Annotated in this window: 21 protein-coding genes and 1 riboswitch; of the genes, 7 read left to right on the forward strand and 14 right to left on the reverse strand. The window is 72.1% G+C overall.

Going from position 1 to position 20,030, the window contains the following annotated elements:
- The first annotated feature begins 207 nt into the window (after positions 1-207).
- A complete protein-coding gene (locus tag ACWCPM_RS10395) occupies positions 208-852 on the forward strand; it encodes a hypothetical protein (protein ID WP_450975717.1) in 645 nt (214 codons plus the stop codon).
- Positions 849-1,301, forward strand: a complete 453-nt coding sequence (locus ACWCPM_RS10400; protein ID WP_450975718.1) for a hypothetical protein — start codon at positions 849-851, stop codon at positions 1,299-1,301. Before ACWCPM_RS10395 ends, ACWCPM_RS10400 begins: the two co-directional genes overlap by 4 nt.
- Before the next feature lie 94 nt (positions 1,302-1,395).
- On the opposite strand, the gene ACWCPM_RS10405 is transcribed toward ACWCPM_RS10400, so the two are convergent.
- The 7 genes from ACWCPM_RS10405 to ACWCPM_RS10435 form a co-directional block, all read right to left on the reverse strand.
- Positions 1,396-1,656, reverse strand: a complete 261-nt coding sequence (locus tag ACWCPM_RS10405; protein ID WP_450975719.1) for a hypothetical protein — start codon at positions 1,654-1,656, stop codon at positions 1,396-1,398.
- Between the two features lie 47 nt (positions 1,657-1,703).
- Positions 1,704-2,489: an SGNH/GDSL hydrolase family protein gene (locus ACWCPM_RS10410; RefSeq protein ID WP_450975720.1), complete on the reverse strand. Its 786-nt coding sequence runs from the start codon at positions 2,487-2,489 to the stop codon at positions 1,704-1,706.
- A 67-nt stretch (positions 2,490-2,556) separates the two neighbouring features.
- Positions 2,557-3,570: a hemolysin family protein gene (locus ACWCPM_RS10415; RefSeq protein WP_450975721.1), complete on the reverse strand. Its 1,014-nt coding sequence runs from the start codon at positions 3,568-3,570 to the stop codon at positions 2,557-2,559.
- A complete protein-coding gene (locus tag ACWCPM_RS10420) occupies positions 3,567-4,907 on the reverse strand; it encodes a hemolysin family protein (RefSeq protein WP_450975722.1) in 1,341 nt (446 codons plus the stop codon). Before ACWCPM_RS10420 ends, ACWCPM_RS10415 begins: the two co-directional genes overlap by 4 nt.
- 158 nt (positions 4,908-5,065) lie before the next feature.
- Entirely contained in the window at positions 5,066-5,494 is a 429-nt protein-coding gene (locus ACWCPM_RS10425; RefSeq protein ID WP_450975723.1) for a GNAT family N-acetyltransferase, read from the reverse strand.
- A gap of 476 nt (positions 5,495-5,970) precedes the next feature.
- On the reverse strand, positions 5,971-8,538 hold the full coding sequence (locus tag ACWCPM_RS10430; protein ID WP_450975724.1) for an ABC transporter permease: 2,568 nt from the start codon (positions 8,536-8,538) through the stop codon (positions 5,971-5,973).
- A 4-nt stretch (positions 8,539-8,542) separates the two neighbouring features.
- Positions 8,543-9,355 (reverse strand): ABC transporter ATP-binding protein, encoded by an 813-nt coding sequence (locus tag ACWCPM_RS10435; RefSeq protein ID WP_450975725.1) that lies wholly within the window; start codon positions 9,353-9,355, stop codon positions 8,543-8,545.
- Between the two features lie 221 nt (positions 9,356-9,576).
- Here ACWCPM_RS10435 and ACWCPM_RS10440 point away from each other — a divergent pair, with 221 nt between their 5' ends.
- The gene (locus ACWCPM_RS10440) at positions 9,577-9,858 is read left to right on the forward strand and encodes an antitoxin (protein WP_450975726.1); all 282 of its coding nucleotides are present in this window, start codon (positions 9,577-9,579) and stop codon (positions 9,856-9,858) included.
- 4 nt (positions 9,859-9,862) lie between these two features.
- Positions 9,863-10,237 (forward strand): fic family toxin-antitoxin system, toxin component, encoded by a 375-nt coding sequence (locus ACWCPM_RS10445; RefSeq protein WP_450975727.1) that lies wholly within the window; start codon positions 9,863-9,865, stop codon positions 10,235-10,237.
- A gap of 9 nt (positions 10,238-10,246) precedes the next feature.
- Here ACWCPM_RS10445 and ACWCPM_RS10450 read toward each other — a convergent pair whose 3' ends face one another.
- The 4 genes from ACWCPM_RS10450 to bioB all read right to left on the reverse strand — a co-directional run bounded on the left by ACWCPM_RS10450 (position 10,247) and on the right by bioB (position 14,385).
- Complete coding sequence (locus ACWCPM_RS10450) at positions 10,247-10,927, reverse strand: class I SAM-dependent methyltransferase (RefSeq protein WP_450975728.1); 681 nt, start codon at positions 10,925-10,927, stop codon at positions 10,247-10,249.
- 225 nt (positions 10,928-11,152) lie between these two features.
- A complete protein-coding gene (gene bioD / locus ACWCPM_RS10455; RefSeq protein ID WP_450975729.1) occupies positions 11,153-11,881 on the reverse strand; it encodes a dethiobiotin synthase in 729 nt (242 codons plus the stop codon).
- Position 11,882: 1 nt separating this feature from the next.
- Positions 11,883-13,163: an adenosylmethionine--8-amino-7-oxononanoate transaminase gene (locus ACWCPM_RS10460; protein ID WP_450975730.1), complete on the reverse strand. Its 1,281-nt coding sequence runs from the start codon at positions 13,161-13,163 to the stop codon at positions 11,883-11,885.
- Positions 13,156-14,385 (reverse strand): biotin synthase BioB, encoded by a 1,230-nt coding sequence (gene bioB, locus ACWCPM_RS10465; RefSeq protein ID WP_450975731.1) that lies wholly within the window; start codon positions 14,383-14,385, stop codon positions 13,156-13,158. Before bioB ends, ACWCPM_RS10460 begins: the two co-directional genes overlap by 8 nt.
- A 153-nt stretch (positions 14,386-14,538) precedes the next feature.
- Here bioB and ACWCPM_RS10470 point away from each other — a divergent pair, with 153 nt between their 5' ends.
- Complete coding sequence (locus tag ACWCPM_RS10470; protein ID WP_450975732.1) at positions 14,539-15,666, forward strand: 8-amino-7-oxononanoate synthase; 1,128 nt, start codon at positions 14,539-14,541, stop codon at positions 15,664-15,666.
- A 98-nt stretch (positions 15,667-15,764) separates the two neighbouring features.
- Here the strand turns inward: ACWCPM_RS10470 and ACWCPM_RS10475 are convergent, their stop codons facing one another.
- The gene (locus ACWCPM_RS10475) at positions 15,765-15,986 is read right to left on the reverse strand and encodes a DUF397 domain-containing protein (RefSeq protein WP_450975733.1); all 222 of its coding nucleotides are present in this window, start codon (positions 15,984-15,986) and stop codon (positions 15,765-15,767) included.
- Between the two features lie 9 nt (positions 15,987-15,995).
- On the reverse strand, positions 15,996-16,856 hold the full coding sequence (locus ACWCPM_RS10480) for a helix-turn-helix domain-containing protein (RefSeq protein WP_450975734.1): 861 nt from the start codon (positions 16,854-16,856) through the stop codon (positions 15,996-15,998).
- A 212-nt stretch (positions 16,857-17,068) separates the two neighbouring features.
- Here ACWCPM_RS10480 and ACWCPM_RS10485 point away from each other — a divergent pair, with 212 nt between their 5' ends.
- Positions 17,069-17,536 (forward strand): ATP-binding protein, encoded by a 468-nt coding sequence (locus ACWCPM_RS10485; RefSeq protein ID WP_450975735.1) that lies wholly within the window; start codon positions 17,069-17,071, stop codon positions 17,534-17,536.
- Positions 17,537-18,323: 787 nt separating this feature from the next.
- Here the strand turns inward: ACWCPM_RS10485 and ACWCPM_RS10490 are convergent.
- Complete coding sequence (locus tag ACWCPM_RS10490) at positions 18,324-18,797, reverse strand: C40 family peptidase (RefSeq protein WP_450975736.1); 474 nt, start codon at positions 18,795-18,797, stop codon at positions 18,324-18,326.
- Positions 18,798-18,800: 3 nt separating this feature from the next.
- Positions 18,801-18,990: riboswitch (cyclic di-AMP (ydaO/yuaA leader) on the reverse strand.
- A gap of 729 nt (positions 18,991-19,719) precedes the next feature.
- Here ACWCPM_RS10490 and ACWCPM_RS10495 point away from each other — a divergent pair.
- The gene (locus ACWCPM_RS10495; RefSeq protein ID WP_450975737.1) at positions 19,720-20,022 is read left to right on the forward strand and encodes an urease subunit gamma; all 303 of its coding nucleotides are present in this window, start codon (positions 19,720-19,722) and stop codon (positions 20,020-20,022) included.
- Positions 20,023-20,030: the final 8 nt, after the last annotated feature.

Below are 20,030 nucleotides of genomic sequence, written 5' to 3' on the forward strand. Positions count from 1 at the left end.
CGCTCGTCCAGGTCCTGCTGTGGGCCGGAGAACGCTCGCTCGTCCAGGGCCTGCCGTCGGCCGGCGAGCGCTCGTCCAGGGCCGGCGGTGTGCCGTCGTCGAACGGGGCGCGGGTGGCCTCGTGACGCCGGCAGAGCCCGCGAAACGCTCCCCGGCAGCTACACAGCGCAGTACCTTGGCTACAGAGCGCGGGACGCAGGGGGGCAGATGAAGCAGTTCTGGCGTAGAGCGCGACGCGGCATTCCGTGGTCGTTGCCGTTCGAGATCGGGGCGTATCTCGCGGGCACCGCGGCCGCCGGTATCGCCGACCGGGCGAACCTCAGGTTCCGACGGGATCTGCATGTGGCCCGAGACCTGTACCAGGTTCTGGCGCGCGAGTTCGCCGACCGCCAGCCGCGCCCGGCGGAGCTGTGGCAACTGCTGTCCCGGGGGAACCACGAGGTGCAGATACCCACCTCTTCCGAGGACCTCGACCCAGGGCACGCCATCCTCCAGCTCTACACACGCCTGATGTACACGGCGAAGTCCCCGGGGCGGCGGGCCGAACTGGAGGCAATGTGGTACGAGGTCACCCGTCTGATCGGTGCCGACGAGACCGTCCACACGAACACCGATCCAGGCGACGCTTCCATCGTCCTCTCGATCCCGCGTCGGCTGCGGTTGCCGGTGTCAGCGCCGGGGGACGGTCAACCGTCAATGCGCCTGCGAGACGCCGAGGCGGCCGCTCCCGCGGCAGCGGCAACCATCGACCACGCCCTGGCACGGCTCTTCATCCGGCTCGGCCCCCCACCCGAGTCCGCCCCGGCCGACTACGCGCCGGCGAGCAGCAACGGCGGAGGCGCACTGCAATGAGCACCGACAGCACCACCCCCGCGCCCCGGGACCGGGACCCCATCCTGTCCGCCGGCATGGACATCGCCCGGAGATGGGGCCAGGTCTCCGACGCCGACCAGCTCAAGGTCGCGCTGGTGGCGCTCGAACCCGAGCTTCAGCGGGAGCACGAAGCCCGGATGAAGGTCCTCGAGCAGGCGGAGGCTCGCGACAGGCGATCCCACAGGCTCCTGATGACCGGTCTCATCGTCGGCGCCGTCATCAGCCTCGCCATGCTCGGCGGGGGCATCTACGTCGCGAAGGACGCCTGGTGGCTGTCCGCCCTGCTGTGCGGGCCCAGCATGATCAGCATGGCTCTCATCTACATCCTCCGGCGGCACGACGCGAAGGCGTCGCAGGCTGTCGTGGACATCACCCGTCGCGTTCTCAACGTGGCCGCCCAGGCGAATCAGCCGCCGCCGGTGGTGTAGTCGACGCCTGCCAGGGGCTGAGTTCGCGCTGCGGCCCCGGTCGGCCTCGGCGGGCGTCGACCGGGGCTCGTGCACGCCTGATGAAGCGTCGGGCCTAGATCTTCTCGGGGACGGCCCCGTTCAGCATGCCGTTGTGCCAGTAGTTGGCGTGCACCCAGTAGTCCGTGCCGGGATGGATGGTCTTCCCGTAGCAGGCCGTGAGTTCGCCGGAGACGACGACGGTCCTGTTGCACTCGACCGAGGAGCCGACGACACCGGTGCCGTTCGCGTCCGTCCACCAGATCCTGGCCGAGTCGATCGTGATGTTCACGGTCACGTTGTTACGGACGAGGAGGACGCCCTGAGCCGTGGGCATGCTCGGGTGGAAGACAAGTGCCGACGACGGCGTCGAGCGGCTCCGGGCTACGCCGGATCCTCGTACGGCACCAGGTCGGGCCGCTTAGGCGGGCGGCCGTCCCCGGAGGAGCGGCCGGTGAGCCTGCGCCCTATCCAGGGGAGCAGGTACTGCCGGGCGAACCGGGCGTCCGTGACGCGGCGGGTCGCCCACCCGGGCGGCGGCGTCGCCGCCATCGGCACCCGCCATTCCGGGTCCTCGGCCTCGTGTCCGAGGGCTTGCCAGACCGCCTCCGCGACCCGGCGATGCCCTTCGGCGGTGAGGTGCAGCCGGTCGACGTCCCATATGCGCGGGTCGCTGAGCGAGCCCGCTCCGTACAGGTCGACCACCAGCGCGCCGTGGCGCGCGGCCAGTTCCTCGACGCAGGCGAAGAGTTCCTCCATGCGAGGCCTGAAGCGCTCCAGCACCGGGCCCTGCCGTCCCGGGCTGCGCATCAGCACCAGTTGTCCGCAGGCCGGGGCCAGCCGCTCGACGGCCTCCTCCAGCAGACCGCGCACCCGCCCCATGTCGCACTTCGGCCGCAGGGTGTCGTTGAGCCCGCCGACGAGCGTGATCACATCGGCGCCCATGGCCGCTGCCACGGGCACCTGCTCGTCGACGATCTGGCCGATCAGCTTGCCGCGCACGGCCAGATTCGCGTATCGGAAGCCGGGAGCCCGCGCGGCCATCCGGGCGGCGAGCAGATCGGCCCACCCCCGGTAGGTGCCGTCGGGGAGCAGGTCCGACATGCCCTCGGTGAAGGAGTCGCCGACGGCGACCAGGCTGCTGTACGTGGGTGAGGGGTTCGTCTCCATGACGTCGGAGATGGTATCCCGAGGCGCATACCCCTCGGTCGGTCGCCCTCCCCGCAGGCCCGGGGCCTCAGGCCCACTGCCCGAACAGCTCCCGCAGCACGTCCTCCATCGTCACCAGCCCCGCCAGCCGCCCGTCGGAGCCCATCACGGCCGCCACATGCGTGCGGCTGCCGCGCATCGCGGTGAGGACGTCGTCCAACGGTGTGGCCTCCCGCACGCGCGCGATGGGCCGCATGTCGCGCAGCCGGAACGGCATGTCCCGCGGGGAGGCGTCCAGCGCGTCCTTCACGTGCAGGTAGCCGACGATGCGCCGCCCCTCGTCCACCACGGGGAAGCGCGAGAACCCGGTCCGGGCCGACAACCCCTCCAGCTCCTCCGGAGTGACCCCGACGCTCGCGTACACGACATGTTCCAGCGGGAGCACGACGTCGCGCACGGGCCGGCGGCCCAGTTCGAGGGCGTCGTGCAGCCGCTCCTGCGCCCGGTCGTCGATCAGCCCCGCCGCGCCGGAGTCCTTGACGATCCGGGCCAGCTCCGCGTCCGAGAACGTCGCCGTGACCGCGTCCTTGGTCTCGATCCGCAGCAGCTTCAGCAGCCCGTTCGCGAAGGCGTTGATCGTGAAGATCACCGGCCGCAGTGCCCGGGACACGGTCACCAGCGGCGGCCCGAGCAGCAGTGCGCTGCGCACGGGCTCTGCCAGCGCGATGTTCTTCGGCACCATCTCGCCCAGCAGCATGTGCAGATACGTCGCCAGGGACAGCGCGATCACGAACGACACCGCGTGACCCACGCCCGTCGGCACGCCCAGCGCGTGGAACACGGGTTCGAGCAGATGCTCGATCGCCGGTTCGGCGACCACACCGAGCACCAGAGTGCACAGCGTGATGCCGAGCTGTGCGGCCGCCATCAGCGCGGACACGTGCTCCAGACCCCACAGCACGCTCTTGGCGCGCCGGTCACCCTGCTCGGCGTACGGCTCGATCTGGGAGCGGCGCACGGAGATCAGCGCGAACTCGGCGCCCACGAAGAAGGCGTTCACGACCAGCGTCGCCAGTCCGATCAGCAGCTGTACGACGGTCATGACCGCGCCCCCTTCTCCGCGGTCCCCTCGTCGTCGAGCGGCGCGTGCAGCAGCACGCGCGCGGCCCGGCGGCCCGCCGCGTCCAGCACGTCCAGCCGCCAGCCGGTGACCGTGACGCTGTCGCCGACGGCCGGGATGCGTCCCAGCTCGCTTGCGACGAGTCCGGCCAGCGTCTCGTAGGGCCCCTCCGGTGGCCGCAGACCGACGCGCGCGAGCTGGTCCATGCGGGCGGCGCCGTCCGCGGAGTACAGGGCGTGGCCGTCCTCGTCGGCGCCGACCGGGGCGAGGTCGGGGGTCTCGTGCGGGTCGTGCTCGTCGCGTACCTCGCCGACGACCTCCTCGACGATGTCCTCCAGGGTCGCCACGCCCGCGGTACCGCCGTACTCGTCGATGACCACGGCCATCGTGCGCTTGCCGGACAGCCGGTCGATGAGCCGGTCGACGGTCAGGGTCTCGGGGACGAGCAGCGGTTCACGCATCATGTCGGCGACGCGGACCCGGGGGCGGCGCTCCGCGGGCACGGTCAGGATGTCCTTGATGTGGGCGGTGCCCACGACCGAGTCGAGGTTGCCGCGGTAGACCGGGAACCGCGACAGGCCCGTCGCGCGGGTCGCGTTCGCCACGTCCTCGCAGGTCGCCTGCGCGTCCAGGGCGACGACCTGCACGCGTGGGGTCATCACGTTCTCCGCGGTGAGGTCCGCGAGGTTCAGGGTCCGCACGAACAGTTCGGCGGTGTCCGGCTCCAGGGCGCCCTCCCGGGCGGAGTGCCGGGCCAGCGCCGCCAGCTCCTGCGGCCCGCGCGCGGAGGCCAGCTCCTCGGCGGGCTCGATGCCGAAGAGGCGTACCAGGCGGTTCGCCGTGTTGTTCAGATGGGTGATGAGCGGCCGGAAGACGGCACTGAACCAGCGCTGTGCGTTGCCCACCCGCCGGGCCACCACGAGCGGTGAGGAGATCGCCCAGTTCTTGGGCACCAGCTCGCCGACGACCATCAGGAACACCGTCGACAGTGCCGTGCCGAGCACCAGCGCGATCGACGACGCCATGGAGGAGGAAACGCCCATCCCGCGCAGCGGTCCCGCGATGAGTCGCGCGATAGACGGCTCGGCGAGCATGCCGACCACCAGGTTGGTGACGGTGATGCCGAGCTGGGCGCCGGAGAGCTGGAACGTGAGGTTCCGTACGGCCCCGAGGGCGCCGGCGGCGCCGCTGTCGCCGCGTTCGACGGCCCGTTCGAGGTCGCCGCGGTCGACCGTGGTCAGCGAGAACTCGGCGGCGACGAACGCGCCGCAGACGAGCGAGAGCAGGATCGCCACCAGCAGGAGGAGCACTTCGGTCATCGGGTCACCTCCGTCCCATGATCCGGCAGGGCGGTGACGATCGCGCGATGTCTGGCACGGGGAGGCTCGCCCATGGGCGGACGCTCACACCTTTCACGTCGGGACCGGTCCGGGCGGAACCGGGTGGTCGTTTCCGGGGAGGAGATCGGCAAAGGACGTCAGGATACGGTCAGCGACTTCACCCAGCGCCGCCACTGTTCCTGCGGCGAGTACCCCGCCGCGCGCCAGGCGTGCTGCGCGCGCTCGTTGCGGGTCAGCACCATCGCGTCCCCACGCCGTCCGCCGAGTCCTACGAAGCGTTCCTCCGCGGCGGCCGGCGGCGCGCCGCCGATGCCCTGACGGCGGTGGCCGGGGTGCACGGCGGGCCGGTACAGGTGGCAGCGCCAGCCGTCGAATCCCGCGACGACCGTGCCGACCAGGACGTCCGCCCGCTCAGCCAGGATCAGCGCGTCGGGGTCACGGGCGAGCAGGCCGTCCACGCCGTCGCGGTCGTCGCTGACGCCGGTGCCCTCGGCGGCGGTCTTCCAGAAGGCCAGTACGGAGCCGAGGTCGTAGGGTGTGGCGGCACGTATCCGCAGATCGGTCATGGCGTGATCCCATCACCCGCCGCGACCGCCCCGCGCCCCGTTTCCGGCATCGGGACGCGGGGTCTCGACGGAGTCGGGACGCGGGGTTCTCCACGGCGTCGGAACGCGTGGCCTCCACGGAGTCCGGACGCGGGAGGTTACCGGCATCCGGACGCCGCGGGAGACGGCCCACCGTGCGAAGGGGCCGGGACCGGCCAGTTCCGTGACGGGGGCCTCGGGTCGGTCACACCCCTCAGTGGACTGGGCGGACCGGTCACACCCTCAGCGGAAGTGGTCAGAACGGCCAAACCCTCAGCAGAAGTGGTCAGAACGGCCACACCCTCATCGCGACGTGCACGGCCCGGCGCCCCCCAGTCACTCGAACGCGTACGACCGGGGCCCCGGTCACTCGAACGCGTACGACCGGGGCCCCGGTCACTCGAACGCGTACGGCCGTGCCCCTCCCTCACTCGAACGCGTACGGCCGCGCCCCTCCCTCACTCGTGTGCGATCGCCGCCAGTACGTTCATCCGGGACGCCCGCAGCGCCGGCAGCAGTGCCGCGACCACGCCGACCACGCCGGAGCCGATCACGACGGCGACGATCGTGCCCCACGGGATCGCCAGCGCCGTCATGCCCTCCAGCGCCAGCACCTGCTGGACGCACAGGCCCCAGACCAGCCCCAGTGCCAGTCCGAGCACCGCGCCGAACACCGCGATCACCACCGACTCCAGCCGGATCATCCGGCGGAGCTGCCGCCGGCCGAGCCCGATGGCCCGCAGCAGCCCGATCTCCCGGGTGCGCTCGACGACCGACAGGGCAAGGGTGTTGACCACACCCAGCACGGCGATGACGATCGCGAGCCCGAGGAGCGCGTAGACCAGGTAGAGCAGCACCGCGATCTGGTCGTTGACGAGCTGCTTGTAGTCGGCGAGGTCGCGCACCTGGACCTGCGGATACGCCTCCAGCGTCGCCTCCAGGCCGTCGCGCAGGTCGTCGGCGACGGTGCCCGGCGCGCCGTTGACGTACAGCGCGGAGTCCTGCGCGGTCGGCGCGTACCGCTCCAGCGTCGTGAGCCCGAAGTAGATCCCGCCCTGCATGCCGAAGCCGTCGGAGGATTCCTGGTCGGTGAGCGCGCCGACGGTCAGCTCGGCCTCGCGTCCGCCCTGGAACTCCACGGGCACCCTGCTGCCGACCTTCAGGCCGTGTTCCCGAGCGAAGTCCTGGTCCATCGCCATGCGCCCGGGGGCCAGCGCGGCGGCGCTGTCGCCCTGCGCGTAGGGCACGTCGGCGACCTCGTCGAGCCGCGGGTCGTAGCCGGCGGCCGTCGTCTCGATCCGTTCCCCTCCCGGGAGGCTCAGCGCGATCGGGGCGAACCGCGAGCGCACGACCAGGCCGACGCCCTCGGTCCCACGCACCCGTTCGGTGACCTCCTGGGGGAACGGCACGAAGTTGGCGTTCTGGAGCACGAAGTCCGCGCCCAGCGTCCGGTCGATCTGTTCGTCGAAGGACTTCGTCATCGAGGCGCTCGCCACCGACATCCCGCCGACCAGCGCGAGCCCGACCATGAGCGCGGCGGCGGTGGCTCCCGTGCGACGGGGATTGCGCAGGGCGTTGCGCTGGCTCATCCGCCCGACCGAACCGAACAACGCGGGGAACCAGCCGCCGAGCACCCGGATCACCGGCCGGACCAGCAGCGGCCCGGCGATCACCGTGGCGACCAGCGTCAGGACGACCCCGAGGCCAAGCAGCGAGGCCGCCGACCCGGTGTCGGTGGCCGCCACGCAGCCCACCAGCGCGGCCGTGCCCGCCGCCCCGACGACCGTGCCCACGATCGCGCGCGTCCTGAGCGGCCGGCCCACCCCGGCGACCTCCGCGTCCGCGAGCGCCGCCATCGGCGACACCGAGGCAGCGCGGCGGGCGGGGAGATACGCGGCGACGAAGGTGACGCCGACGCCGACGACGTACGCCGTCACGGGGGTCGCCCAGCCGATGACCATCTCGGTGGACCTGATGTTCATGCCGAGCACACCCATCAGCTCGATCAGCCCGGCCGCGAGCCCGATGCCGGCGACCAGGCCCAGCGTCGAGCCCACCAGGCCGAGCAGCAGCGCCTCGGTCAGCACCGAACGGCGGACCTGGCGGCGGTCGGCGCCCAGCGCGCGCATCAGGCCCAGTTCGCGGGTGCGCTGCGCGATCAGCATGGAGAACGTGTTGACGATCAGGAACACGCCCACCAGCACCGCGATCCCGGCGAAGCCGAGCATCACCCACTTGATGACATCGAGGAAGCCGCCGAGCTGTTCGACGTCCGACTCCGCCTTCTCGTCCGCGGTGCGCAGGTCGTAGCGGCCGGCGCCGAGCGTGTCCGCCACTCGCTCCTTGAGCGAGTCGTCGCTGACTCCCGGCGCGGCGTCCACCGTGATGCCGGTGGCGCCCTCCGGGTCGCCGAGGAACTTGGTCTGAGCGGTGGGTGTGTCCACGAACAGCAGCGCGGCGCCGGGGTTGGTCGTGGTGAAGGTGACGATGCCGACCACCTCCACCTCGAACGAGCCGGGCGCCGCGATCACCGTGAGGGTGTCACCCACGCGGACGTCGCTGCGCTCGGCCGTCTGGGAGTCGAGCAGCGCCTCGGCCGGCCCACGGGGGACACGACCCGAGGTCAGCTCCACGGGGCTGCGCTCGGTGGGGTTCCAGTTGTTGCCGAGTGTGGGGGCGCCGCTCGTCGGGCTGACCGACTCGTTGCGGTCGTCGACGACGGTGATGTTCTGGACCTCGACCTCCACGCGGGCCGCGGCCACCCCGTCGACCCGGGCGACCCGGTCGGCCAGCGCGGCCGGCAGGGTGGCCGTGGCACCGGACGGCACCGCCTCGGAGAGGTTCTCCCTGGGGCTGACGGTGACATCGGCCGCGGTCGAGGCGAACAACCGGTCGAAGGTGCGGCTGACGGTGTCCGAGAAGATCAGGCTGCCCGCGACGAACGCGACGGACAGCAGGACCGCCAGTGCCGAGAGGAGCAGCCGCCCCTTGTGGGCGAGGAAGCTTCTGAGGGTCGCCTTCAGCACGGATTCAGTCTCCTTGGGCCCGTGTGCCGTCGTCGTGCGGACGACGGATCACGTCGAACCGTTTCATGCGTTCCAGCACCGCCTCGGCCGTCGGTCCCTCCATCTCGTCGACGATCCGTCCGTCGCCCAGGAAGAGCACCAGGTCGGAGTGGGCCGCGGCGCCCGGGTCGTGGGTGACCATGACGACGGTCTGCCCGAGTGCGTCGACGGCCTCCCACAGGAAGCCGAGGACCTCCAGGCCCGCGCGCGAGTCGAGGTTGCCCGTCGGCTCGTCCGCGAAGATCAGCTCCGGCCGGGAGGCGAGGGCCCGGGCGCAGGCGACGCGCTGCTGCTGCCCCCCGGACAGCTGGGAGGGGCGGTGCTTCAGCCGGTCGCGCAGTCCGAGGGTGTCGACGACCTGGTCGAGCCACTTCTGGTCGGGCTTGTGGCCCGCGATGTCCATCGGGAGCGTGATGTTCTCGAGCGCGTTCAGCGTGGGGATCAGGTTGAACGACTGGAACATGAACCCGATCCGGTCCCGGCGCAGCCGCGTCAGCTCGCGGTCCTTGAGCCCGGTGATCTCGGTGCCGCCTAGCCACACCTGGCCCGCCGAGACGGTGTCGAGCCCGGCCAGGCAGTGCATGAGGGTGGACTTGCCGGAACCGGAGGGACCCATCACGGCGGTGAAGCGCCCGCGCGCGATGTCGACGTCCACCGCGTCCAGGGCGAGCACCGCCGTCTCGCCCGAGCCGTACGCCTTGGTCAGCCCCCGGGTGCGGGCGGCGACCCCGTCGGCCGGGGCTTGCCCCGGGACGTGCTCCGCAGCAGGTGTGGACAAGGGTCCCTCCTTGGTCGCTCCGCGCTCGTGGGCGGCCGGGTACCGCGCGCACGACTCCCAGCACGGGCAGACAGTAGTGTGACGCGTGGCACACGCGGTATCCCCCGGAGGTCCCGGCCGTTCTCCTGCCCAGGTCGTGCGCCGGATACGGCTGTAAGGGGCATGCAACCGGCGGCACGGAGGCCCTTGCCGCGCTAGCGTCCGAGCGCTAGCTTCGAAGTATGGCCAAGACCCAGTTGAACGTCCGCGTCGACGAGGGCACCGCCCGTGCCGCGCGGGAACGCGCGGTCGCGCGTGGGATGAGCGTCAACCGCTACATCGAGGAACTCGTCAAGCAGGACACCGGCGAGGTCGGCCACACCTTCGTGGAGGCCGCGGCCGACTTCATGACGCGGTACGAGTCGGTCTTCGCCGAGGAGTTCGGCGCCGACCGCGAGGGCCGCGTGAGCGCGGGCCCGGTGAAGGGAGCCCGTGAGGGCGGCTCGAGCGAAGGTCGCCGCTGATCCGTTGAGCGACCTCACCATCGACCTCGCCTGGCTCCTGATGCTCGCCGAACAGAACACGCCGGGGGACCCCCAGGTCACCGACTGGGGAGCCCTCGTCGCCGCCGTCGCCCGGCACCGGGCCGAGATCTTCGACCTCCCCGTCTACGACACCCCGCACGCCCGCGCCGCGGCCCTGCTCCAACTGCTCATCCACGTCCCGGCGCTGGAGCGCTCCAACGCCCTGTTCGCCTCCGCCGTCGCCTATGCCTACCTCGTCGCGAGCGGCGCCAAGGTCGTCACCTCGCCCGAGCAGGTGCGCGATCTGGCCCGGCTGGTCAAGAGCGGTGAGGCGTCGGTGCACGACATCGCGCGCGAGCTGCGCCGGTGGAGCCTGTGAGGCGCCTGCCTACCGCTGGGGCCGCCATGCGGTGCCGAGCACGCAGAAGGACGTCGGCAGCGCCGGCCCCTTCTGCGGCATCAGCAGCCGCCGGTACGGGCCGAGTTCGAACCCGGCGTCCCGGACCGCGCCCAGCGGGTCCCGGGACAGATGGCAGCCGCCGGCCAGCACCGGCCACAGCGTGCGGTCCAGTGCGCGCTGCGTGAAGCCCATGGCGCGGCCGCCGCCCCGCCCGTGCTCGAAGAAACGCACCTGACCGCCCGGCCGGAGCACCCGCCGCACCTCCCCGAGGGCGCGCGGCACGTCCCGCACGCTGCACAGCACCAGCGACAGCACCACCGCGTCGAACCCCTCGCTCTTGACCGGCAGCGCCTCCGCCACGCCCGGCACCACGTCGACGGGCACGTCGGCGCGCAGGGCGGTCTCCACGGCCAGCTTGCGCAGGCCGCGCTCCGGTTCGATCGCGACGACCTCGGCGACCGCGCCCGGGTAGTGCGCGAAGTTCAGCCCGTTGCCCGCGCCGATCTCGAGCACCCGCCCGGACAGCCCGGCGAGCAACCGGTCGCGTACCCCGGCCATGCCCATCCGGGTCTCGGCGGCCACGCTGACGCGGGCGTAGTAGCGGGCGAACAGCGGGTGGTGCACGGGATCCCGCGCGACCTTGCCGGTGCCGGCGGACCGAAGCGGCATCGAAACCTCCCGGGCAGGACGGGCCGTACCGGGATTGTCCCCCGTGAACGCCGGATACACCCCCGCCCGCCGCGCACCGCGGCGAACTCGCCCCGGGGCCGTCGGCATCGAGGGCGGGGGTCGCCGCGGCCCCGTTCGCGGTGGTCCCTCGCCCACGGCGCACCCCACGAACCCACTGTGGGCGAGGGCACCGACTCCCGGCCGGCGCAGGGCGCCCGGCCGGGTTCAGCCGAAGGGCAGCGGTCGTTCGCGCACGCGGAACGCCTCCGCGTCCCAGGTGCCGTCGAGGCGCGGGGCCAGCCATCCGGGTGCCGCCGTCCGGAAGGTCTCCGGCGTCGCCGTCCCCGCCCCGGCCGGCAACGCGCCCAGCAGGGGCGCGCCCGCCACTTCCGGCAGGTCCGCCAGATTGCAGCGCGAGGCCAGATCCGGCTCGGTGGGCCAGCTGCCGATCACCAGTCCCGCCAGGTCGAGCCCCCGGGCGCGCACCTCACGCGCCGTCAGCTCGGTGGTGTTCAGCGTGCCCAGGCCCGCCGCGACCACCACGAGCACCGGCGCCGACAGCAGCACCGCCGCGTCCGCCAGCGTCCCGCCCGCCGGATCGAACCGCACCAGCAGCCCGCCCGCGCCCTCCACCAGCACCAGATCGTGCTCGGTGGCCAACTTCGCTGCGGCCTCTGCCACGTCCCGCGGATGCACCGGGGCCAGCCCGGCCCGCCGCGCCGCGGTGCCCGGCGCCAACGGCTCCGGGTAGCGGGCCAGTTCCGTCGCCGTGACCGGGCCCGCCAGCCGCGTCACCTCCTCGGCATCACCGGGCTCATCGGGCCGTACGCCCGTCTGGGCGGCCTTCAGTACGGCGACCGAACGCCCCGCGGCCCTCGCCGACGCCGCGATCGCGGCCGTCGTGACCGTCTTGCCGACCTCCGTGCCCGTCCCCGTGATCACCAGGATCGGCATGTCATCCCTCCCGTGCGGCAGCGCGGACCGCGCGGCCGATCCGTGCCAGGTCCGCGTCGCACGTGACGTACGGCGGCATCGTGTAGACGAGGTCGCGGAACGGCCGCAGCCACACGCCCTCGCGCACGGCGGCCCGCGTCGCCGCCGCCATGTCCACCGCATGGTCGAGCTGGACGACGCCGATGGCGCCCAGGACCCGCACGTCCCGTACGCCCGGAAGGTCCGCGGCCGGCGCCAGTGCTTCCCGCAGCCCGGCTTCGATCCGCTTGACCTCCGTGCGCCAGTCCTGGCCGAGCAGCAGCTCGATCGAGGCGCAGGCCACGGCCGCCGCCAGCGGATTGCCCATGAACGTCGGCCCGTGCGCCAGCACCGGCACCTCGCCCCGCGAGATGCCGTCGGCCACCCGGGGAGTGCACAGCGTCGCCGCCATCGTCAGGTAACCGCCGGTCAGCGCCTTGCCCACGCACATCACATCCGGCGTCACACCCGCGTGCTCCGCCGCGAACAGCGCGCCCGTCCGGCCGAAGCCCGTCGCGATCTCGTCGAACACCAGCAGTACGCCGTGCGCGTCGCACGCCTCGCGCAGCACCCGCAGATACGCGGGGGAGTGGAACCGCATCCCGCCCGCGCCCTGCACCACCGGTTCCACGACGACGGCGGCCAGTTCACCGGCGTGCCGTTCGATCGCCGCGCGCAGCCCCTCCGCGTACGACTCCTCGTACGTGGCCGGGGGCGGGTCCGCGAAGACCTGACGCGGCAGCACCCCGGTCCACAGCTCGTGCATGCCCCCGTCGGGGTCGCAGACCGACATCGGCTGCCAGGTGTCGCCGTGGTAGCCGCCCCGCCAGGTGAACAGGCGGTGCTTCTCCGGTCGGCCGAGCGAACGCCAGTACTGCAGGCACATCTTGACGGCGACCTCGACCGACACCGACCCGGAGTCGGCCAGGAACACATGCTCCAGACCGTCAGGAGAGATATCGACAAGGAGCTTCGCCAGCCTTACGGCGGGCTCGTGCGTGAGCCCGCCGAACATCACATGGCTCATCCGCGACAACTGCCGGCGCGCGGCCTCGTTCAGCACCGGATGGTTGTAGCCGTGGATCGCCGACCACCAGGACGACATCCCGTCGATCAGCTCGCCCGAGCCGTCCGCGAGCCGCAGCCGGACCCCGCTCGCCGACTCCACGACGAGCGGTTCCTGCCGGCCGGGCATGGGGCCGTACGGATGCCAGACGTGCCGCCGGTCGAGGTCCAGCAGCTCGGGCAGGGGCAGTTCAGGCATTGGGCGCGAGGTCCGTTCCGGCACCCCGGCGGCGTACGGCGACCAGGTCCGTACGTGGCTCGGCGGCTTGCGGGGCAGGTGCGGAACCGCAGACTCCGCCGCCCTCCTGGGACCCGCACCCGCCGCCCGCGTGGGACCCGCACCCGGCGCCCGGCGCACCCTCGTGCGTGCCGCAACCTCCGCCGGCCGCGCCTTCGTGGGTGCCGCAACCGCCCTCCACCCGGTGCTGCGGCAACGTCACCTGATCGGCGCCCTCCACCTCGAAACCGGCGTCGGCGATCATCTCCAGGTCGGCCTTGCCCGCCTGGCCCTCGCTGGTGAGGTAGTCGCCGAGGAAGACGGAGTTGGCCAGATGCAGCGCGAGGGGCTGCATCGTGCGCAGATGGACCTCGCGGCCGCCCGCGATCCGCACCTCCACGTCCGGGCACACGAACCGCACCATCGCCAGGATCCGCAGACAGCGCTGCGGAGTGAGGTGCCACTCCTTGGCGAGCGGGGTGCCCTCGAACGGGATCAGGAAGTTGACCGGTACCGAGTCCGGGTCCAGCTCGCGCAGCGAGAAGACGACGTCGACCAGGTCCTCGTCCGACTCGCCCATGCCCGCGATTAGACCGGAGCAGGCCGACAGCCCGGCCGCGTGCGCCTTCTGCACGGTCTCGACCCGGTCGGCGTAGGTGTGGGTGGTCGTGATGTCCGCGTAGGTCGCCTCGGAGGTGTTGAGGTTGTGGTTGTACGCGTCGGCGCCGGCCTCGCGCAGCTGCTCGGCCTGGCCGTCGGAGAGCAGGCCGAGGCAGGCGCACACCTCGACGCCCTCGTTCTGTTCCTTGATCGTCCTGATCGTCTCGGAGACCCGGTCGACGTCCCGGTCGGTCGGCCCGCGTCCGCTGGCCACCAGGCAGACCCGCTTGGCACCGCCCGCGAGCCCCGCGGCGGCGGCCTCGGAGGCCTCGTCGGGCTTCAGCCAGGTGTACTTGAGGATCCCGGCCCGGGAGCCGAGGCGTTGGGAGCAGTACGAGCAGTCCTCCGGGCACAGGCCCGACTTGAGGTTGACCAGGTAGTTGAGCTTCACCCTTCGGCCGAACCAGTGGCGCCGCACCTTGCCGGCCGCGGCCACCACATCGAGTACGTCGTCGTCGGAAGTGGCGAGGACGGCGAGTGCTTCCTCGCGGGTCGGCGACTCGCGCCGAAGCCCCTTGTCCACCAGCGTGTTCAGCAGGTCCATGAAGGTGATCCTGTCCTAACGCACCGCTTCGGGCCAAGAGGAGACTTCGTACAATCCGGCGTGTTCGACGTGTGGGTATTGCCACATCCTGAGCCGCGATGGGTACCGCTAGTGTCTGTGCACTGCCTACAAAAACACCGGAGGACGGACCCCATGGCGTTCGGCTGGATCGACGAGCAGGCGGAGTTGCGCCGGGGCGCCGGACTCGTACGGACCCTGCGCCCCCGCCCGGCCGACTCGCCGCTGCTGGACCTGGCGAGCAACGACTACCTGGGTCTGGCCCGGCATCCGGAGGTCGTCGAGGGCGCCGCGCGGGCGGCCCGGACGTGGGGCGGTGGGGCGACCGGCTCCCGCCTGGTCACCGGCACCACCGCACTGCACACGGAACTCGAACACGAACTGGCGGCCTTCTGCGGCTTCGAGGCGGCACTCGTCTTCTCCTCCGGTTACGCCGCCAACCTCGCCGCGGTGACCGCACTGGCGCCGCACGGCTCGCTGATCGTCTCCGACGCGGGAAACCACGCTTCGCTCATCGACGGCTGCCGGCTGGCCCGGGGCGCCACGCAGGTCGTCGCGCACGCCGACCCGGAGGCGGTGCGCAAGGCGCTGCACACGCACGACGGACCGGCGCTCGCCGTGTCCGACACGGTCTTCTCGGTCGACGGGGACCAGGCCCCCCTCGGCGCACTGGCCCAGGTGTGCCGCGCGAGCGGCGCCGGGCTGGTCGTGGACGACGCGCACGGCCTCGGGGTGCTCGGCGAGGGCGGCCGGGGCGCGCCCCACGCGGCGGGCCTCGCGGGCGCGGACGACGTGGTCGTCACGGTCACCCTGTCGAAGTCGCTGGGCAGTCAGGGCGGCGCGGTGCTGGGCCCGGCGCGCGTGATCGACCATCTGGTCAACGCGGCCAGGACGTTCATCTTCGACACCGGTCTGGCTCCCGCCGCCGCGGGTGCGGCACTGGCGGCGCTGCGGCTGCTCCGCGAGGAGCCGCAGCGGGCGGCCAGGGCGCGCGCGGTGGCGGGCGAGATGCACAGCCGGCTGACGGCTCTTGGCCTGGAGGCGGTACGGCCGGACGCCGCGGTCGTCTCCGTGCGCGCGCCGTCCCCGGAGAGCGCCGTGCGCTGGGCGGCCGACTGCCGCGCCGAGGGGCTCGCCGTGGGCTGCTTCCGGCCTCCTTCCGTGCCCGACGGCATCTCCCGGCTGCGGCTGACGGCCCGCGCGGATCTCTCCGGGGACCAGATCGAACGCGCTGTACGAGTCGTCGGCGACACGCGACCATGAGTCGGCGAACCAGGGCCGTGCATCGCGCTGTTCGGAACTGATCAGGGGTGATCCCACACGATCAGGTGAGGGCGAGTACGAATGCCGTCAGGACCCTGTCAGAGATGAGCCGTGAACCCCGCCCAGCTCTCGGGGGAGAAGAGCAGCGCGGGTCCGGCCGGGTCCTTGGAGTCGCGTACGGCGAGCAGTCCGGCCCACGGGCCCAGGGCCGGCCGGGCTGTCTCGACGCAGTTGTTGGCGCCGGTGCTGTGGCTGCTGCGCAGCCAGTGCACACCGAGCAGTTGAGTGCTGGAAGGTACGTTCCGAGGCAGTGCGGTCATGGTGCCTCCTTACGCGCCGTCACCTATCCCGGCGATGTAGTCCAACGATTCCTCGGGCGAAAGGGCGTGGAACTGAAGGGCGTTGAAGGCCTCGGTGTAGGCCTCTACGTCTTCTTTCCTTTCGAGGTAGAGGCTACTCGTCAAGTGGTCTAGAACCACAACATCCAGATCAGAAGTGCGCGAAAATGAGAAGATAACGAAAGGCCCGGTGACGCCGATGTGCGCCCCCGCGGCGAAGGGCAGCACCTGGAGCCGCACTTGGGGCAGACGGGCGGCCTCCAGGAGCCGCTCCAGCTGGCGCGCCATCACCTCCGGGCCGCCGACCTCCCGGCGCAGCACGGCCTCGTCGAGCACCGCGCTCAGCACCAGGGGAGGCTGCGAACGGAGCACGTCCTGCCTGGCCAGCCGTACCTCCACCAGCGCGTCGAGGCGGTCCTCGTCCAGGCCCTCCACCGCCGCGCGGGTCACGGCGCGGGCGTACTCGGGGGTCTGGAGCAGGCCCGGTACGACGGAGGTCTCCAGGGTGCGCATGGCGCCCGCCTGCGACTCCAGGCTGATGAAGTCCCGGTAGGTGGGCGGCAGCACCCCTCTGTAGGCGTGCCACCAGTGGTCGCGGCCGTGGCCGTCGCCGGACCCCGCCAACGCCAGCAGCAGCTCCCTCAGTTGTGCGTCGTCGACCCCGTAGGCGTCCAGGAGCAACCGCACATCGGCCGGTTTCACGCCGCTGGCGCCGGTCTCGATACGGCTCACTTTCGACTGGTGCCATCCCACCAGCCGGGCCGCCTCACCGCTTGTGAGGCCCGCGCGGCCTCGCAGTGTGCGTAGTTCGGCGCCCAGTTTCCGGCGGCGCACCGCGGGACCGTACTGCATGGGCTACTCCCTACTCCTTCCGGGCCGCCCAAATACGCTCTGCCGTCGCAGAGTTCACCGCTTCGAGCGACAGATATATGCATATCTTGGTGGATCGCCACCGCTACCGGGCTTTGAGTGGCAGTCTGGCGAAGAAGCACCAGTCCGGGACCGTACTCGAACCATCCGCTCCGTGTCGGACTACGGTCCCGTGGGAAAGGGACGACGTCGCCATGGCAGACCAACTGGAAGCATCCGTCACTCTGCCGAGCGAACCCGCCTCGGTCTCCACCGCCCGCACCTATGTGGTCAGCACCCTGGCGGAATGGGGCCTGCCACCGGAGACCGAGGTCGCCGACACGATCAGGCTCATCATCTCCGAACTCGCCACCAACGCCGTCCAGCACACCTTCGGTCAGTCACCCACCTTCACGGTCGCGATGCGGCTCGACCGCGACGAGCAGCTCCGCATCGGGGTGACCGACAGTCACCCACGCTTCCCCAAAAGGCTCCCGGCCGCCGTCCAGCAGGACAACGGCCGCGGCATGGTCATCATCCGCTGGCTCGCGGCCGAGTGCGGCGGCCGTCTCAGAGTCCGCCCGACCCGCGAGGGCGGCAAGACGGTCTCCATCGAGCTTCCCTGGACGGTACCGGTCCGCCCGGCCCGCCCGGTCCGCCTGGCGGGCCCGCAGGAGCCGTAGCGCGTCCGAGGGCGGGGCCGCAGCGCATGTCTGGCGGTTGGTGGGCGCCGCGGTCGGGCGGGTGGTCGGCCCGCGGTCTGGCGGTGGTGGGCGCCGCGGGGGTGGCGAGGTGGTCCGTGGACGTCGGGACCGGGTGGGCGTGCGGTGCCCGGCCGGGCGGATGTGCCGGACGCGCCGACGAGCGGCGCCGGGTGCCCGAGACTCCTCCCCGGCCTACGCGCCGTGCCGGCTACGGCGTGGACTCGACCCCGTACCGGCAGGCCCCCGGGAGGTCCCGCACAGGTCGGCCGAGGCGCCACGGGCGATGGAGGGGGTGGACCCGGGCGTGGGCTGTCCGGTTCGGGCGGCGGAGCCCCGCACGAGGGCGCGGAACGCGTCAGCCGCCGGGGCGCCCCGCCCACCGGACGCGGGCCACACCGCGCCCGCCATCGAACGACGGCCCCGGCGCCGTGCCGCTGCCGTCCCAGTAGCGTCCCGGGCTCCACGTCGAGCCGGTGGCCTCGGTCCCGTGCCGTCCCGGGCTCCGCACTCGACCGGCGGCGCACCTCTCCCTCCGGGCTCCGTCGGCCGTACGGGGCCGTAAGACGGCCTCGTACGGCTTCCTGCCGGAGCCCCGACCCGGGGCCGACCCGCCCGCGCCGCCCGCGCAGCGCCTCGCACCGGCCCCGGGGCGTCGCGGGCGCCGCGCCGACGTCTCTCGGCGCGACCTGGTGTCCTGGCCGTCCGAGCCCGCGTCACGGGCGGGGCGGCGGCGTCCCCTCCGGGCGCCGCCACCGCCACCCGGGGATCACTTGACCCGGCCGTACCAGACGCTCTTGGTCCAGATCTTCTGGAGCCTCACCACGTCACCGGTCTTCGGCGCGTGCCAGATCTTCCCCTTCCCGGCGTAGATCCCCACGTGGTAGACGTTCGATCCCGAGTGGAAGAACACGAGGTCACCGGCCTTGCGGCTCTTGGCGCCGATGTGGCGGGTCTTGTTGTACTGCTGGGCGGCCGTGCGGGGCAGCTTCTTGCCCGCCTTCTTGAACGAGTAGAGCGTCAGCCCGGAGCAGTCGAACCTGCGCGGCCCGGTGGCGCCCCACCGGTAAGGGGAGCCCTTCTTCGAGGCGGCGATCTGGAGTGCCTTCGTGGCCGGCGTGGCGGCCACTGCCTCCGAGGCGAACCCCGGAGCCACGACGGAGCCGCCCACCGCGGCGAGGGTGAGGGCCGAGGCCGTACCGGCACGGACCATCAGCGACGGGACACGATTGAGCGCGGTCATGCGCAACCCTTCGTCAGCCGCCTGTGAAGGATGACCTGTCGGATTCGGGCTGGCGAAGTTGCCCGGCCGCGTTGCTACGGCTTCACCCCAAGGGACACTCGGAGACTGGTCTCCGGCGACCCGTCGTGCTCGGGTCCTCCACTCCTGCCGATCCACTCCTGTCGACCGGTCATCCGGACGGCGGCAGGACTCGGCGTCCGCCCGGATCGCCCCGCCGCGGCGGCGGGGTCTTGTCGTCAGTCAGGGATCTTGACTCACCGAAGTGCGAAAATCCCAACGCAACCGGGAATTTGTGGCGTTACTCACCACTCACCCGTTCGGGTGGACAGCCCCTTGTGCGAACGGGTGTCAAGGGTGCCACGCCACCCCGGACCAGCGAGGGAACGTCTCATTCCGCCCCGAGGCAGCTCGCGTTGCGCAACCGCAAGGGCCCCGGAAAGGGAGGTGAAGGTCATCCGGACGGCGGTACCCCTTTTGGTCCGTTTCAACTCCCGTGCGCACGCTCTGTCATGACGCCCGGCGAACCGCGTCGACGACGGGTGGATCAGCACTGCCGCACCTGTCGGAGCGCGGTGGGACGACGACCCGCGCCCGTGGGGCGCACGGTCCTGCGCGACGACCCGCGCCACTGGGGCGCACGGTCCTGCGCGACGCCCTCGGTAGGGCGCACGGTCCTCCTGCGACGCCCCTCGGCCGGGCGCACGGTCCTCCTGCGACGCCCCTCGGCCGGGCGCTTGCCGCGCCCGGGTGAGCCTGACGGTCGACGGCCTTGGCCAAGGGCGCCGCGACACGCGGATCACAACTTGGTTAACGTGCACGAAACTCGTGCCAACTAGCCTGCCGCTCCACGCCACCAGGGTCTTCGCCGGTGGGTGCGGCAGCCGGGCCCCGCACGGCCCGGCGCGAGGAGGTGAGGTGGGACGTGCAACTGACCCCGCACGAGCAGGAGAGGCTGCTCATCCACGTGGCGGCCGACGTGGCGGAGAAGCGCCGCGCCCGGGGCCTGAAGCTGAATCACCCCGAGGCCGTCGCCCTCATCACCTCGCACCTCCTCGAAGGCGCGCGGGACGGCCGTACGGTCGCCGAACTGATGGCTTCGGGGCGCGAGCTGCTCACCCGGGACGACGTCATGGAGGGCATCGCCGAGATGATCCACGACGTGCAGGTCGAGGCGACCTTCCCGGACGGCACCAAACTCGTCACCGTCCACGACCCGATCGTGTGAGGGGGCCT

It is taken from the genome of Streptomyces sp. NPDC002309, assembly GCF_053593375.1.